Here is a 15,122-nt window from a genome sequence, read left to right as displayed (position 1 = left end):
GGCCGTTCCGCCTGCTGACCGCGCTGCCCCCGCAGTCCGCCCACGACCCCGCCGTACGGGTACTGCTCTCCCCCGCCCACCGGGAACTGGCCCGCACCGCCGAGGTCTACCTCGACTGCGCGGGCCAGGCCGGCCGCACCGCCGCCGAGCTGGGCATCCACCGCCAGACGCTGTACTACCGCCTCTCCCGCGTCGAACAGCTCACGGGCCTGGACCTGGACGACGGCGAGGACCGGCTGCTGCTCCACATGGCCCTCAAGGCGTACCGCCTGTAGCGGCCTCCACCACCCGTCGCAGGCCGTCCGTGAGCTGGTCCGCCTCGGGAGCGGACTTCGGGTCGAAGGTCCACTGGGCCATGACGCCCATCATCAGTGTCGTGTAGAAGGTGCCGAGCGTGTCGACGACCTCCTCCGGCACGTCCTCCTCGCGCGCGCCCGTGAACAGGGCGACGAATCCGCGTGAGCCGTCCCGCTGGGCCCGCGCCAGATGGTCGCGCACCTCGGGCAGCTGATCGCCCATGGCCACGACCTCCATGCTGAGGCGCCACATCGAGCCCGGCCGGCGCATGGTGCCGATGATGTTCGACCACACCGAGGTGAACCGCTCCAACGAGCCGGGCTCACCTTCGATCTCGCCGTCGAAGGCCTCGGACATGTTCTCGACCATCGCGACGTAGGCCTGAGCGAGGAGCGCGTCCTTCGATCCGTAGTGGTAGCCGATGGACGCCAGGTTGGTCCCCGACTCCTTGACGATGTCGCGTGCCGTCGTGCGCACGAACCCCTTGGCGAGCAGGCAGCGCTTGGCGCCCTCCAGCAGATCCTCACGGTGTCCCATGGCGCCACCTTACCCGCACGTCCATACAGTCGTCTTAGACATCCGTCCTAGACAGCCGTATAAGACGTACGTACAGTCCTCGGCATGACACCGAACCCGCCACGCGCCGGCCGCCGCGAGTGGACCGCGCTGACCGTGCTGATGCTCCCGCTCCTCCTGGTCTCGATGGACGTCTCCGTCCTCTACTTCGCGATCCCGCAGATCAGCGCGGACCTGGACCCGAGCGGCACCCAGCAGCTGTGGATCTTCGACATCTACGGCTTCGTCCTCGCCGGCCTGCTGATGACGATGGGCTCGCTGGGCGACCGCATCGGCCGCCGCAGGCTGCTGCTCATCGGTGCGGCCGCCTTCGGCGCCGCCTCACTGCTCGCGGCCTACGCGCACAGCGCCGAGACCCTGATCGCGGCCCGCGCGGTCCTCGGCATCGGTGGCGCGACGCTGATGCCGACCACGATGGCGCTGGTCCGCACGATGTTCACCGACCCCGCCCAGCGGGCCAAGGCGATCGGGCTGTGGTCCGGGGTGATGACGGCCGGGATCGCGCTCGGCTCGGTGATGAGCGGCGTTCTCGTCGAGCACTTCTGGTGGGGCTCGGTCTTCCTGGTCAACCTGCCCGCGATGGCCCTGCTGCTGGCCCTCGGACCGGTACTGCTCCCCGAGTCGAAGAACCCCTCCCCCGGCCGCTTCGACCTGCTCAGCGTGCCGCTCTCGATGGCGGCGGTCCTGCCGGTGATCTACGGACTGAAGGAGCTGGCCGCCGAGGGCTGGAACGTCCGGTACGTCGTGTCGATCACCGTCGGCCTGCTGTTCGCGGCGCTGTTCGTGCAGCGCCAGCGCACGTCGGCCGCGCCGATGATCTCACCGGCCGTCTTCCGCGGGCACGGCTTCACCCCGGCACTCGCGCTCAACACCCTGTCGGCCTTCGGAATGATGGGCTCGGCGTACTTCACCACCCAGTATCTCCAGTCGGTCCTGGGCAAGAGCTCGCTGGAGGCGGCGCTGTGGAGCCTGCTGCCGTCGGTGCTCATCGGCGCCGCGGCACCGGTCGCCGCCCAACTGGTCCAGCGGGGCGTCGAGCGCGCGCACGTCGTGACGGCCGGTTTCGTCATCGCGGCGGGCGGCTACGGACTGCTGGCCCTGGCCGGCACGGACTCGCTGTGGCTGGTGCTGGCCGGGTCCGGCGTCCTCGCCGTCGGCATCGTCATCGTGATGTCCCAGCTCAACGACCTGGCCCTCAGCTCGGCGCCGGTCGAGAAGGCGGGGGCGGCGTCCTCCCTGCTGGAGACCGGCACCGAGTTCGGCGGCGCCCTGGGCATGGCCGCCCTCGGCTCCATCGGTACCGCCCTCTACCACCACGGCATGCCGTCGGACGCGCCCGCTCCGGCCCAGGAGACGCTGGGCGGCGCACTGGCCGTCGCCGCCGAACTCCCCGGGCGCGCGGGGGACGCCCTGGCGACGGCGGCACGCGAGGCGTTCACCGACGGCATGCAGGGCGCCGCGATCGCGGGGGCGCTGCTGCTCGTGGGGGCGGCGGGACTGGCGGCGATCGGACTGCGGCACATCGGGGTGCGCCCGGAGGCGCCCACGGAAAACGCCGAACAGGCTGATCGAGTCAGCCCGTCCGGCGTTTGAGGACGAGCCCGTTCAGGGCGAACGGGGGTCCGGGGGCGGAGCCCCCGGACACGGCACGTCAGACGAGGTTCACCGACCGGGCCGACGTGGCCCCGATCTCCGCCGCGACCTCCGCCAGCACCCCGGAGGGCACCGTGTCGTCGACGGTCAGCACGGCCAGCGCCTCGCCGCCGACCGTCGCGCGGGCGACCTGCATGCCGGCGATGTTGAGGCCGGCCTCGCCGATGACGCGGCCGACGGTGCCGACGACGCCGGGACGGTCCTCGTAGCGCAGGACGACCATGTGGTCGGCGAGGGCGAGGTCCACGTCGTACTCGCCGACGGCGACGATCTTCTGGAGGTGCTTCGGGCCGGCCAGCGTGCCGGAGACCGACACCTCCTCGCCGTCCGAGAGGGTGCCGCGCACGGTGACGACGTTGCGGTGCTCCGGGGACTCCGAGCTGGTGGTCAGCCGGACCTCGACGCCACGCTCCTGCGCGAAGAGCGGGGCGTTGACGTAGGACACCGTCTCGTCGACGACGTCCTCGAAGACGCCCTTGAGCGCGGAGAGCTCCAGCACCTTCACGTCGTGCTGGGTGATCTCGCCGTAGACCTCGACGTCGAGGCGGACTGCGACCTCGCCGGCCAGCGCGGTGAAGATGCGGCCGAGGCGCTCGGCGAGCGGCAGGCCCGGCTTGACGTCCTCGGCGATGACGCCGCCCTGGACGTTGACCGCGTCGGGGACCAGCTCACCGGCGAGGGCGAGGCGGACGGACTTGGCCACCGCGATGCCGGCCTTCTCCTGGGCCTCGTCGGTGGAGGCGCCGAGGTGCGGGGTGCAGACCACCTGGTCGAACTCGAACAGCGGCGAGTCCGTGCAGGGCTCCTTGGCGTACACGTCCAGACCGGCGCCGGCGACGCGGCCCTCCTTCAGCGCCGAGTACAGCGCCTCCTCGTCGACGATGCCGCCGCGCGCGGCGTTGACGATGCGGACGCTCGGCTTGACCTTGCGCAGCGCCTCGTCGCCGATCAGGCCGAGGGTCTCGGGGGTCTTCGGCAGGTGGACGGTGATGAAGTCGGAGACCTCGAGCAGCTCGTCCAGCGACAGCACCTTGACGCCCATCTGCGCGGCCCGCGCGGGCTGCACGTAGGGGTCGTAGGCGACGACCTTCATGCCGAAGGCCGACATGCGCTGCGCGACGAGGGCACCGATGCGGCCGAGGCCCACGACACCGAGGGTCTTCTCGGCCAGCTCGACGCCGGTGTACTTGCTGCGCTTCCACTCGCCGTTCTTGAGCGCGGCGTTGGCCTGCGGGATGTTGCGGGCGGTGGCGACGATCAGGCCGCAGGCCAGCTCGGCGGCGGTCACGATGTTGGAGGTCGGGGCGTTGACCACCATCACGCCTGCCTTGGTGGCGGCGGAGACGTCCACGTTGTCCAGGCCGACACCGGCGCGGGCGACGACCTTGAGCTTCTTCGCGGCGGCGACGGCCTCGGCGTCGACCTTGGTCGCGGAGCGGACCAGGATCGCGTCCACGTCGGCGATGGCGGGGAGCAGTTCGGCGCGGTCCGCGCCGTTGCACTGGCGGATCTCGAAGTCGGGGCCAAGCGCGTCCACGGTCGCGGGCGACAGCTCTTCAGCGATGAGTACGACAGGTTTCGAGCTCACGTGAGTCCTCACAAGTCCAATGCGGACGGCCGTCCCGACGGCCGCAGGCGGTGGAGGGTTGGTGGCCGCGTGGAAGACGCACGACGCTGTGGGCCTGACGCGTATGTTGTGCAGCAGTCTAGTGGCGCGGCGGCGGGCGTCCTGCGCCTCTGCGGAAGGATCACCCGTCCGTGGCTGGACGGGTTGGACAACGCCGCACATACGACGTTACCGGCGGTTCGCCGAAGGGGCCGGAGCGGCTTCGCTCCGGCCCCTCGGGCGTGAGGCTTACGCCTCCTCGTCGACCCAGCTCATGAGCTTGCGCAGCTCCTTGCCGGTGGTCTCCAGCAGGTGCTCGGAGTCCTGCTGCTTGTACTCGTTGTACTTCTTCAGACCGCCGTGGTACTCGTCCATCCAGTTCTTGGCGAACGTGCCGTCCTGGATCTCGGCGAGGACCTTCTTCATCTCGGCCTTGGTGGCGTCGGTGATGATCCGCGGGCCGGTGACGTAGTCGCCCCACTCGGCGGTCTCGGAGATCGACCAGCGCATCTTCTCCAGGCCGCCCTCGTACATGAGGTCCACGATCAGCTTCAGCTCGTGCAGGCACTCGAAGTAGGCGATCTCCGGCTGGTAACCGGCCTCGGTCAGGGTCTCGAAGCCCGCCTTGACCAGCGCGGCCGTGCCACCGCAGAGGACGGCCTGCTCGCCGAAGAGGTCGGTCTCGGTCTCCTCGGTGAAGGTCGTCTTGATGACGCCGGCGCGGGTGCCGCCGATGCCCTTCGCGTACGACAGGGCCAGCTCGAAGCCGCTGCCCGTGGCGTCCTGCTCGACGGCCGCGATGCAGGGAACGCCGCGGCCCTCCTCGTACTGACGGCGCACCAGGTGGCCCGGGCCCTTCGGGGCGACCATGCAGACGTCCACGCCGGCCGGCGGCTTGATGAAGCCGTAGCGGATGTTCAGACCGTGACCGAAGAACAGGGCGTCGCCGTCCTTCAGGTTGTCCTTGATGTGCTCCTCGTAGACCTGGGCCTGGATCGGGTCCGGGACGAGGATCATGATGACGTCGGCCTCGGCGGCGGCCTCGGACGGGCTCACCACGCGCAGGCCCTGCTCCTCGGCCTTGGCCTTGGACTTGGAGCCCTCGTGCAGACCGACGCGCACGTCGACGCCCGAGTCACGGAGCGACAGCGCGTGGGCGTGGCCCTGGCTGCCGTACCCGATGACCGCGACCTTGCGGCCCTGGATGATGGACAGGTCGGCGTCGGCGTCGTAGAACAGCTCGGCCACTGGGTTCTCTCCTTGTGTGCAGGTGTTGCGTCCCACCGTATGCCGGTGAGGGGAAGGGAAGTCTCGGGGTCTCGGAATGCGGGCGGCCGGTCGTGTGCGCGACCGCCCGATTCCGTCGTTATGCGGACCGGTCGAGTGCGCGAAGCGAGCGGTCCGTGATCGAACGGGCGCCGCGGCCGATGGCGATCGTGCCGGACTGGACGAGTTCCTTGATGCCGTACGGTTCCAGCATCTTGAGCATGGCGGACAGCTTGTCGCTGCTGCCGGTGGCCTCGATGGTGACGGCCTCCGGGGACACGTCGACGGTCTTGGCGCGGAACAGCTGGACGATCTCGACGATCTGGGAGCGCGTCTCGTTGTCGGCGCGCACCTTCACCAGGACGAGTTCGCGCTGGACCGCCTGGGTGGGCTCCAGCTCGACGATCTTGAGCACGTTGACCAGCTTGTTGAGCTGCTTGGTGACCTGCTCCAGCGGGAACTCCTCGACGCTGACCACGATGGTGATGCGGGAGATGTCGGGGTGCTCGGTGACGCCGACGGCGAGCGAGTCGATGTTGAAGCCGCGGCGGGAGAACAGGGCGGCGATCCGGGCGAGGATGCCGGGCGTGTTCTCCACCAGGACGGAGAGCGTGTGCTTGGACATGATCTCTGGGTCTCTCTCGCTCAGTCGTCTTCGTTGTCGCCGAAGTCGGGGCGGACGTCCCGGGCGGCCATGATCTCGTCGTTGGAGGTGCCGGCGGCGACCATCGGCCAGACCATCGCGTCCTCGTGGACGATGAAGTCGACGACGACGGGGCGGTCGTTGATCGAGTTCGCCTCTTCGATGACCTTGTCGAGGTCGGCGGGGTCCTCGCAGCGGATGGCGTAGCAGCCCATGGCCTCCGACAGCTTCACGAAGTCGGGGACCCGGGTGCCGCGGGCGTCCGGGTTGACGTCCTCGGGGCCGGAGTGCAGCACCGTGTTGGAGTAGCGCTGGTTGTAGAACAGGGTCTGCCACTGGCGGACCATCCCGAGGGCGCCGTTGTTGATGACGGCGACCTTGATCGGGATGTTGTTCAGGGCGCAGGTGGCGAGTTCCTGATTGGTCATCTGGAAGCAGCCGTCGCCGTCGATCGCCCAGACGGTCTGCTCGGGCGCGCCGGCCTTGGCGCCCATGGCGGCCGGGACGGCGTACCCCATGGTTCCGGCGCCACCGGAGTTCAGCCAGCTGGCGGGCCGCTCGTACTGGACGAAGTGCGCGGCCCACATCTGGTGCTGGCCGACGCCGGCCGCGAAGATCGTGCCCTCGGGCGCGAGCTGCCCGATGCGCTCGATGACCTGCTGCGGGGAGAGCGACCCGTCCTCGGGCTGGTCGTAGCCGAGGGGATAGGTGTCGCGCCAGCGGCTCAGGTCCTTCCACCAGGCGCTGTAGTCGCCGGTGTTCCCCTCGCCGTGCTCCTTCTGGACGGCCTGCACGAGGTCGGCGATGACCTCCCGGGCGTCGCCGACGATCGGCACGTCGGCGGCGCGGTTCTTGCCGATCTCGGCCGGGTCGATGTCGGCGTGGACGATCTTGGCGAACGGGGCGAAGCTGTCCAGCTTGCCGGTGACCCGGTCGTCGAAGCGGGCTCCGAGGGCGACGATCAGGTCGGCCTTCTGCAGCGCGGTGACGGCGGTGACCGAACCGTGCATGCCCGGCATTCCCACGTGCAGCGGGTGGCTGTCGGGGAACGCGCCGAGCGCCATCAGGGTGGTGGTGACGGGCGCTCCGGTGAGTTCGGCGAGGACCTTCAGCTCAGCGGTGGCCCGCGCCTTGAGGACGCCGCCGCCGACGTAGAGCACGGGGCGCTTCGCGGCGGTGATGAGCTTGGCGGCCTCGCGGATCTGCTTGGCGTGCGGCTTGGTGACCGGGCGGTAGCCGGGCAGGTCCATGACCGGCGGCCAGGAGAAGGTGGTCTTCTTCTGGAGGGCGTCCTTGGCGATGTCGACCAGGACCGGGCCCGGGCGGCCGGTGGAGGCGATGTGGAACGCCTGCGCGATCACCCGGGGGATGTCCTCGGCCTTGGTGACGAGGAAGTTGTGCTTGGTGATCGGCATGCTGATGCCGACGATGTCGGCCTCCTGGAAGGCGTCCGTGCCGATCGCCTTGGAGGCGACCTGGCCGGTGATCGCGACCATCGGCACTGAGTCCATGTGCGCGTCGGCGAGCGGCGTGACCAGGTTGGTGGCGCCGGGTCCCGAGGTCGCCATGCAGACGCCCACCTTCCCGGTGGCCTGCGCGTAACCCTCGGCCGCGTGGCCGGCGCCCTGCTCGTGGCGGACCAGGACGTGACGCACCTTGGCCGAGTCCATCAGCGGGTCGTACGCCGGAAGGATGCACCCGCCGGGAATGCCGAATACCGTGTCGGCGCCGACCTCCTCGAGAGAGCGGATGAGGGCCTGCGCACCCGTGACGTGCTCGGGGGCGGACTGTCCTCCGGATCGGGGCCGCGGCTGCGGGTGATGGGCCCCGGTGGCCTGCTCGGTCATCGGCATTCTCTTCTCGATGCTGAGGGTTTTGATGCTGAGGGTCTGGTACTTCGGTGCTGGGTATTCGCGAGGGTTCGGGCGGTGTGTGGCTGTTGCTCAGCGGCGCTGGTGCAACAAAAAACCCCTCGTGCCATAAGGCAAGCGAGGGGAGCGCGTCGGGTGTGGGTCGCCGGGAGTCCGGGGCGGTCCGGACATCACCAGCTCAGCCGACGCGCTTTCCAAGTACGAGAATTCGGGTGCGCATGGCACTGACCCTCCCCCCGGCACGCACCCACTGTCAAGTGGGTGGGACGGGAGTCTCATCATGTGAGCGCAGGGCCGTGCCACCGCTCAGGACGGCGGGCATTCCGGAAGTACCGCCGCCCGTGCCGACGCCCTTGGAGTACACCCCCGATCCGCCGCCCACGAAGGCCGGCTCGGCCGGTCCGTGCGGCACCGGGTAGTGGCCGGTTTTGAGTGCTCTGCGCAGCCGGTACTCGTCCAGCGGCCCGGAGAACGCCATGCCCTGCCCATGCGTGCAGCCCATCGCGCGCAGGGCGACGATCTGCTCGGGCAGGTCAACCCCGTCGGCCACGGACTTCAGTCCGAGGTCGGTGGCGATGCGCAGCAGACCACTGGTGATCTTGTACAGCCGCGCCGACTCCACGACGCCCTCGATCAGGCCGCGGTCGAGCTTGAGGACGTCCACGGGGAGGCGCCGGAGCGCGGTGATCGCCGCGTACCCGTTGCCGAAGCCGTCCAGGGCGATGCGGACGCCGACCCTTCGCAGGGCGTTCAATCGGCGGTCCAGCTCGTCCAGGCCGACCCGTGGGTCGATGTCCGACAGTTCGATCACGAGTGAGCCGGGGGGCAGTCCGTGCCGGGTCAGCAGGGCCTCCACCGATCCCAGCGGCATGGAGCGGTCCAGCAGCCGACGGGCGCCGACGCGTATGGCGACGGCCGCCGACAGCCCGGCCGCCGCGCGTTCGGCGGCCTGCTCGACGGCCTCCTGGAGCACCCAGCGGTCCAGTTCGGCGGTCTTGTCGCCGTCCTCGGTCACGCGCAGGAACTCGGCGGGAGTGAACAGCACCCCCTGCGAGGAGCGCCAGCGCGGCTGGGCGCAGACCGACGTGATCCGGCCGTCCGTCAGGGAGACCACCGGCTGGTGCAGCAGCGCGAACTCGCCGTCGTGCAGCGCGGCCCGCAGGCGCGTGGCCAGCTCGGCCTTGCGTACTACGTCCTGCTGCATCTGAGGTCGGTACAGCTCTACGCGTCCCTTGCCGCCCGCCTTGGCGCGGTACATCGCGAGGTCGGCGTTGCGCAGCAGCTCGCCCGCACCGAGGCCCGGTTCGGCGAAGGCGACCCCGATGGAGGCGTTGACGCGGACATCGTTGCCGTCGATGAGATAGGGCTGCGAGAGCGTCATCCTGAGACGGTCGGCGAGTTCCAGGATGTGACCCTCGCGGGCGGCCCGGTCGCGGACCCCGTCCCCGACGATCAGGGCCGCGAACTCGTCGCCGCCCAGCCGGGAGGCGGTGTCCCCCTTGCGGACGGCCTCGTGGAGTCTGCGAGCGGCCTGCACGAGCAACTCGTCGCCGGCCTGGTGCCCGATGGTGTCGTTGACGGCCTTGAAGCCGTCGAGGTCGATGAAGAGCACCGCCGTACCGCGCAGGGCGGCGCCGCGGTCGGAGGCACGGCGGCCGGACAGGGCCTGCTGGACTCGCCGGGTGAACAGGGCGCGGTTGGGCAGGTCGGTCAGCGGGTCGTGTTCGGCGTTGTGCTGGAGCTGCGCCTGGAGGCGCACTCTCTCGGTCACGTCCCGGCTGTTGAAGATCAGGCCCCCGTGGTGGCGGTTGACGGTGGACTCGACGTTGAGCCAGCCGCCGTCCCCGGAGCGGAAACGGCACTCGATGCGCGTGTTCGGTTCCTCGGCCGGGCTCGCGGCGAGGAACCGGCGCACCTCGTGCACCACGCAGCCGAGGTCCTCCGGATGGATGAGACCGGCCAGTTCGCTGCCCACGAGTTCCTCGGCGGGGCTTCCGTAGACCCCGGCGGCGGCCGGGGAGACGTAGCGGAGGATGCCGTTGGGCGCGGCGATCATGATGACGTCGCTGGAGCCCTGGACCAGGGACCGGAAGTGGTTCTCCTTCTGGGCCAGTTCCTGGGTGAGGGTGATGTTGTCGAGCAGCATGATGCCCTGCCGCACGACCAGCGCGAGCACCACGGTGCCGCCGGTCAGCAGCACCACGCGGTCGACGCTGCGGCCGTTGAGCACGTTGTAGAGGATGCCCAGGGTGCAGACCGCGGCGGCGAGGTACGGCGTGAGCGCGGCCAGCGACCCGGCGATGGGCCGGGAGGCCGGAAAGCGGCCGCGCTCGCTCCCTGGCGCGGGTGCGGGCGCCGGCGCGGTCCGGTGAGCGGTGCCGCGCTGCCCGGGCAGGTGTTCGCGCACCACGCGCGTGTGTCCGCCGGGTCCTTCCTCGGCCGACGGCCGCCCGCGCCGGGACGCGGCCCAGGGGGCGTACGCGAGCAGCAGTGAGCCGGCGAACCAGCCCGCGTCGAGCAACTGGCCGGAGCGGTAGCTGTTGTGCAGCAGCGGCGAGGTGAACAGGGCGTCGCAGACCACCGTCAGGGCGAGCGCGCCGATGGCGGTGTTGACCGCGGACCTGCAGACGGGCGATCGCCGGAAGTGCAGGGCGAGCACCATGCTGACGAGAGCGATGTCGAGCAGCGGGTAGGCCACCGAGAGCGCGGAGTGCGCCACGCTGGAGCCGCCCTCGGCCTTCGCCGCCTGGGCGAGCGCCAGGCTCCACGCCAGGGTCAGCAGCGACCCGCCGATCAGCCAGGCGTCCAGGCCCAGGCAGATCCAGCCGGCCTTCGTCACCGGCCGCTTGGCCAGCACCAGCAGCCCCACGATGGCGGGCGGCGCGAAGCACAGGAAGAACAGGTCCGCGTAGCTGGGACTGGGCACCGGCTGCCGCAGGACGACCTCGTACCACCCCCACACCAGATTGCCCAGGGACGCCATCGCCGAGGAGAGGGCGAACAGCAGCCAGGCCGGCCGGAACCGGACCCGGGGCCCACGGGCGTAGAGGAGGCAGGAGACGGCGGCGGCGCCCGCGGCGGCGCTCAGCCCGAAGTCGCCCATGATCTTGGCGACGCGGTCCGAACCCCAGCCGAACGCGGAACCGACGGCGTATGCCGCGCAGATCAGGGCCAGCACCAGCTGACGGACGAAGGTCGGTCCGCCGTCGGCGGCCGACGACCGGGGCAGCAGCGGTCGGGGCGGGGACTGCGTCCGCAGCGCTCCGTCCAGAGTCGGCACGGGAGGCGGCGGACTCACCGGGGCCTCCCGGTCCGCGCCGCCCCCGTGTCCTGCGGGCCCCGGTGCGGCGGCTGGGCCTGCCTCTTGCGGCCGCCCTGCCGACGCTGGTGGAGGCCGCACCGGCCGGGGTGGCCGCCGGGCCGGCCGTGCTGACCCCGTCTGCGCGCGGTCGCGGTCGTGCGCCAGGGTCGCCGGCGGCGGCTTCGCCGCGTCGGGTTGTTCGTCCATAGGCCGTGCATCGCCCGTCGCCCCCCTCACAGTCTGAGATGTCCATCCCCGGCGCCGAACCGTGCGCGGCGCATCCCCTGTCGGACGATACACCAGTCTCGTCACTCAGGGACATAGGTTCTCTACGCTCCGTGACGACCAGCGGATATGCGCGTACCCACCGCATCCGGGGAGTTGCGGAGGGTACCCGAAACGGATTACGCGCCCGTCGTCAGGATCACGTTGCGCAACGGCTCCTGGTTCACGAAACGGCTCAACTGGTCCACCATCAGCCGCTTGGCGCGTGGCAGGAACGCGGAGGTCGGCCCGCCGGCGTGCGGGCTGATGACTATGCCGGGAGCATGCCACAGGGGGTGGCCCGGCGGCAGCGGTTCGGGGTCGGTCACGTCGAGGGCGGCGGTGAGGCGCCCGCTCTCCAGTTCGGCGAGCAACGCCTTCGTGTCTACGACGGGGCCGCGCGCGACGTTGACGAGCAGGGCTCCGTCCTTCATCCGGGCCAGGAAGTCCGCGTCGACCAGGCCGCGGGTGGCCTCGGTGAGCGGCGTGGAGATGACGACGACGTCCGCCTCCGGGAGCAGGGCGGGGAGTTCGGTGAGTGGATGCACCGGACCGCGCGCCGTGGTGCGGGCGGAGCGCGCGACGCGCACCACCGGCGCGACCTCGAAGGGTACGAGCCGGTCCTCGATCGCGGCGCCGATCGAGCCGTAGCCGACGATCAGCACCTTCCGGTCGGCGAGCGCCGGCCGGAACCCGCCGAGCCACTCGCCCCGGTCCTGCGCCCGGACGAAGTCGGGGACGCCGCGCAGCGACGCCAGGATCAGGGCGAGAGTCAGTTCCGCGGTGCTGGCCTCGTGCACGCCGCGCGCGTTGCACAGCCGTACGCCCGCGGGCAGGTGCCTCAGCCCGGGCTCCACGTGGTCGATGCCGGCGGAGAGCGTCTGGACGACCTGGACGGAGCGCATTTCCGGCAGCGGGCGTGTGCCGATCCCGCTGGGCTTCATGTAGGGGACGACGTAGAACGCGCAGTCGGCCGGGTCGGCGGGGAAGTCCTCCTCGCCGTTCCAGTAGCGGTAGGCGGGGCCCTCGGGGAGGCCCTCGATCTCGTCCGGCGGGATGGGCAGCCACACGTCAGGAGTCATGGTCAGGAGGCTATGTCAGGGGCGCGGAAGGGCAGAGGTTAGGTTGGGTGGCCTGACGAGGGAGGGTCACGACCGGTGGAGCGCAGGACGATCGGCGCGACGGCGCTCGCGGTGGGGGCCGTCGGACTGGGTTGCATGCCGATGAACTGGGCGTACAGCGCGTCGCGGCAGCGGGGGGAAGAGTCGGTCAGGGCGGTGCACCGGGCCCTCGACCTGGGTGTCTCCCTGCTGGACACGGCGGACATGTACGGCCCGTTCACCAACGAGCTGCTGCTGGGACGGGTGCTCAAGGAGCGGCGGTCCGACGCCTTCGTGTCGACCAAGGTCGGCCTGCTGGTGGGCGATCAGCACGTCGTGGCCAACGGCCGCCCCGGCTATGTGAAACGCGCCTGCGACGCCTCGCTGCGCCGACTGCAGACGGACGTCATCGACCTCTACCAGCTGCACCGTGCCGATCCCGAGATACCCGTCGAGGAGACCTGGGGCGCGATGGCGGAGCTGGTCCGGGCCGGGAAGGTGCGTTCCCTCGGGCTCTGCGCGGTCGGCGCGCGGTCGGCCCGGCGTCCGGGCGCCCGGCTGCACGACGCGACGATCCGGCAACTGGAGCGGGTGCAGCAGGTCTTCCCGGTGAGCGCGGTGGAGGCGGAGCTGTCGGTGTGGTCGCCGGAGGCGCTGCGGACGCTGCTGCCGTGGTGCGTGACACGCGGTGTCGGTTTCCTCGCCGCGATGCCGCTCGGCAACGGCTTCCTGACCGGGACGCTGACCCCCGGGCAGGGCTTCGAGCCGGAGGACCTGCGCGCCCGGCACCCCCGCTTCACCGCCGAGATGATGGCGGCCAACCAGCCGATCGTGGCCGGCCTGCGCCGGATCGCGGCCAGGCACGGCGACGGGGTCACACCGGCGCAGGTGGCGCTGGCCTGGGTGCTGGCGCAGGGAAAGCACGTGGTGCCGGTGCCGGGGACCAAACAGGAACGCTGGGTGACCGAGAACGCGGGGGCGGCACGGCTGCGGCTGACCGAGCGGGACCTGGCCGAGGTGCGTGAGCTGCCGGCGGCGCAGGGGTCGTGGGAGTGACGCGCGCGCGATTGCCGGGTTCGGGATTCGGCGATCGGGAACTTGGAGGGCGCGTGCGGTGTATGACAAGGAGAACCCGCCGCGTCGAAGGGACCATGATCGTGCAACGTCGAGCCGTGACGGCCGTGTTGGCCACCGCCACCCTGCTGCTGACGGCGGGCTGCTCCTCCGACGACGGGGACCCGTCGGGCGCGGACGCGAGCACCTCCCCGAGCAGCACGGCGGCGCAGTCGCCGCCCTCGGGCTCGGCCGCCGGGGAGACGCCGCCCGCGAAGGGCTCCGTGAAGGTGGTCCGTACGGTCACCACCGGGCTGAAGAGCCCTTGGGGTCTGGCTCCGCTGCCGGGCGGTGACCTGCTGGTCTCCTCCCGTGACGAGGCCACGGTCACACGGGTCGACGAGGAGACGGGCGAGAAGACGGAGCTGGGCGAGGTGCCCGGGGTGTCTCCGGCCGGCGAGGGCGGCCTGCTCGGCATCGCCCTCTCCCCCGACTACGCCTCGGACCGGATGGTCTACGCGTACTTCACCTCGGCCTCCGACAACCGCATCGTCCGCATGCGGTACGACGAGAAGAGGCCGTCCGGTGAGCAGCTGGGCGCGCCGGACACGGTCTTCCGGGGCATCCCCAAGGGTGTCGTCCACAACGGCGGGCGGATCGCCTTCGGCCCCGACAAGATGCTCTACGCGGGCACGGGCGAGAGCGGTGACACGGGCCTGTCCCAGGACAAGGAGTCCCTCGGCGGGAAGATCCTGCGGATGACGCCGGACGGCGACCCGGCGCCCGGCAACCCCTTCCCCGACTCCGCGGTGTACTCGTACGGGCACCGGAACGTGCAGGGGCTGGCCTGGGACGACGAGCAGCGGCTGTTCGCCGCGGAGTTCGGTCAGGACACCTGGGACGAACTGAACGCGATCAAGCCGGGCGACAACTACGGCTGGCCGGAGGCGGAGGGCGAGTCCGACGGCTCGGAGTTCCACGACCCGCTCGCCCAGTGGAGCACCGACGAGGCCTCCCCCAGCGGCATCGCCCACGCCGAGGGCTCCGTGTGGATGGCGGGTCTGCGCGGCGAGCGGCTGTGGCGCGTCCCGCTGAAGGGCACGGAGGCCGCGGCCGAACCGCAGGCGTTTCTGGAGGGCGAGTACGGGCGGCTGCGCACGGTGGTCCCGGCGGGCGGCGACAAGCTGTGGCTCATGACCAGCGACACGGACGGTCGGGGCGACGCGAATGAGGGCGACGACCGGATCCTGGAGCTGCGGGTGACGTAGCCCGCGCCGTCACTCCTCCTCCGCCTCCGAGGGGCGCGGGAGGTGGACGACGACCTTGCCCGAGGTGAGGTCTATCGGGCCGTGGCCCGGGTCGCCGTCGCCGACGTCCTCGCGGGTCAGTTCCAGACGGTTCTGCTCGTCGCTGGTGTGCTTGCGTCCGGGGGAGAAGAGTTCCTCGAATGCGTTGAACACGGAGCCTCCGTCGGTCGGCGTCCCTTACAGCG

Annotated in this window: 12 protein-coding genes; 4 read left to right on the top strand and 8 right to left on the bottom strand. The window is 70.9% G+C overall.

The window, feature by feature from the left end; genetic code table 11:
- Nucleotides 1–275: helix-turn-helix domain-containing protein (locus EBH09_RS26090; protein ID WP_193776540.1), on the top strand; the 275-nt coding region annotated here is incomplete at its 5' end.
- On the opposite strand, the gene EBH09_RS26085 is transcribed toward EBH09_RS26090, so the two are convergent.
- On the bottom strand, nt 256–834 hold the full coding sequence (locus tag EBH09_RS26085) for a TetR/AcrR family transcriptional regulator (RefSeq protein ID WP_121749338.1): 579 nt from the start codon (nt 832–834) through the stop codon (nt 256–258). The two genes, EBH09_RS26090 and EBH09_RS26085, sit on opposite strands and share 20 nt — an antisense overlap.
- 84 nt (nt 835–918) lie before the next feature.
- Here EBH09_RS26085 and EBH09_RS26080 point away from each other — a divergent pair, with 84 nt between their 5' ends.
- Nucleotides 919–2,466 carry an MFS transporter gene (locus EBH09_RS26080; RefSeq protein WP_121749337.1) on the top strand — a complete coding sequence of 516 codons (1,548 nt, stop codon included), beginning with the start codon at nt 919–921 and terminating at the stop codon, nt 2,464–2,466.
- A gap of 58 nt (nt 2,467–2,524) precedes the next feature.
- On the opposite strand, the gene serA is transcribed toward EBH09_RS26080, so the two are convergent.
- The 6 genes from serA to EBH09_RS26050 all read right to left on the bottom strand — a co-directional run bounded on the left by serA (nt 2,525) and on the right by EBH09_RS26050 (nt 12,559).
- On the bottom strand, nt 2,525–4,114 hold the full coding sequence (serA, locus tag EBH09_RS26075; RefSeq protein WP_121749336.1) for a phosphoglycerate dehydrogenase: 1,590 nt from the start codon (nt 4,112–4,114) through the stop codon (nt 2,525–2,527).
- Nucleotides 4,115–4,381: 267 nt separating this feature from the next.
- Complete coding sequence (ilvC, locus tag EBH09_RS26070; RefSeq protein WP_121749335.1) at nt 4,382–5,380, bottom strand: ketol-acid reductoisomerase; 999 nt, start codon at nt 5,378–5,380, stop codon at nt 4,382–4,384.
- A gap of 118 nt (nt 5,381–5,498) precedes the next feature.
- A complete protein-coding gene (gene ilvN / locus EBH09_RS26065) occupies nt 5,499–6,023 on the bottom strand; it encodes an acetolactate synthase small subunit (RefSeq protein WP_121749334.1) in 525 nt (174 codons plus the stop codon).
- Between the two features lie 20 nt (nt 6,024–6,043).
- Nucleotides 6,044–7,894 (bottom strand): acetolactate synthase large subunit, encoded by a 1,851-nt coding sequence (locus EBH09_RS26060; RefSeq protein ID WP_121749333.1) that lies wholly within the window; start codon nt 7,892–7,894, stop codon nt 6,044–6,046.
- Between the two features lie 271 nt (nt 7,895–8,165).
- Entirely contained in the window at nt 8,166–11,210 is a 3,045-nt protein-coding gene (locus EBH09_RS26055) for an EAL domain-containing protein (protein WP_193776539.1), read from the bottom strand.
- Between the two features lie 407 nt (nt 11,211–11,617).
- Nucleotides 11,618–12,559, bottom strand: coding sequence for a 2-hydroxyacid dehydrogenase (locus EBH09_RS26050; protein WP_121749331.1), 942 nt, complete (start codon nt 12,557–12,559; stop codon nt 11,618–11,620).
- A 75-nt stretch (nt 12,560–12,634) separates the two neighbouring features.
- Here EBH09_RS26050 and EBH09_RS26045 point away from each other — a divergent pair, with 75 nt between their 5' ends.
- Nucleotides 12,635–13,633, top strand: coding sequence for an aldo/keto reductase (locus EBH09_RS26045; RefSeq protein ID WP_121749330.1), 999 nt, complete (start codon nt 12,635–12,637; stop codon nt 13,631–13,633).
- A gap of 62 nt (nt 13,634–13,695) precedes the next feature.
- A complete protein-coding gene (locus tag EBH09_RS26040) occupies nt 13,696–14,898 on the top strand; it encodes a PQQ-dependent sugar dehydrogenase (protein ID WP_121749329.1) in 1,203 nt (400 codons plus the stop codon).
- A 9-nt stretch (nt 14,899–14,907) separates the two neighbouring features.
- On the opposite strand, the gene EBH09_RS26035 is transcribed toward EBH09_RS26040, so the two are convergent.
- Nucleotides 14,908–15,090: a DUF6191 domain-containing protein gene (locus EBH09_RS26035; protein WP_121749328.1), complete on the bottom strand. Its 183-nt coding sequence runs from the start codon at nt 15,088–15,090 to the stop codon at nt 14,908–14,910.
- Nucleotides 15,091–15,122: the final 32 nt, after the last annotated feature.

The sequence above is a fragment of the Streptomyces sp. E2N166 genome (assembly GCF_003671715.1).
GTDB classification, from domain to species: Bacteria; Actinomycetota; Actinomycetes; order Streptomycetales; family Streptomycetaceae; genus Streptomyces; species Streptomyces thinghirensis.
Note: the sequence above shows the minus strand (reverse complement) of the source record. Positions and strands in the feature narration are given on the sequence as shown.

Excerpts from the sequence above, each read along its gene's own strand:
- EBH09_RS26085 (WP_121749338.1), bottom strand. The coding sequence starts at position 834 with ATGGGACACCGTGAGGATCTGCTGGAGGGCGCCAAGCGCTGCCTGCTC.
- EBH09_RS26080 (WP_121749337.1), top strand. The coding sequence starts at position 919 with ATGACACCGAACCCGCCACGCGCCGGCCGCCGCGAGTGGACCGCGCTG.
- ilvN (WP_121749334.1), bottom strand. The coding sequence starts at position 6,023 with ATGTCCAAGCACACGCTCTCCGTCCTGGTGGAGAACACGCCCGGCATC.
- EBH09_RS26060 (WP_121749333.1), bottom strand. The coding sequence starts at position 7,894 with ATGCCGATGACCGAGCAGGCCACCGGGGCCCATCACCCGCAGCCGCGG.
- EBH09_RS26050 (WP_121749331.1), bottom strand. The coding sequence starts at position 12,559 with ATGACTCCTGACGTGTGGCTGCCCATCCCGCCGGACGAGATCGAGGGC.
- EBH09_RS26040 (WP_121749329.1), top strand. The coding sequence starts at position 13,696 with ATGACAAGGAGAACCCGCCGCGTCGAAGGGACCATGATCGTGCAACGT.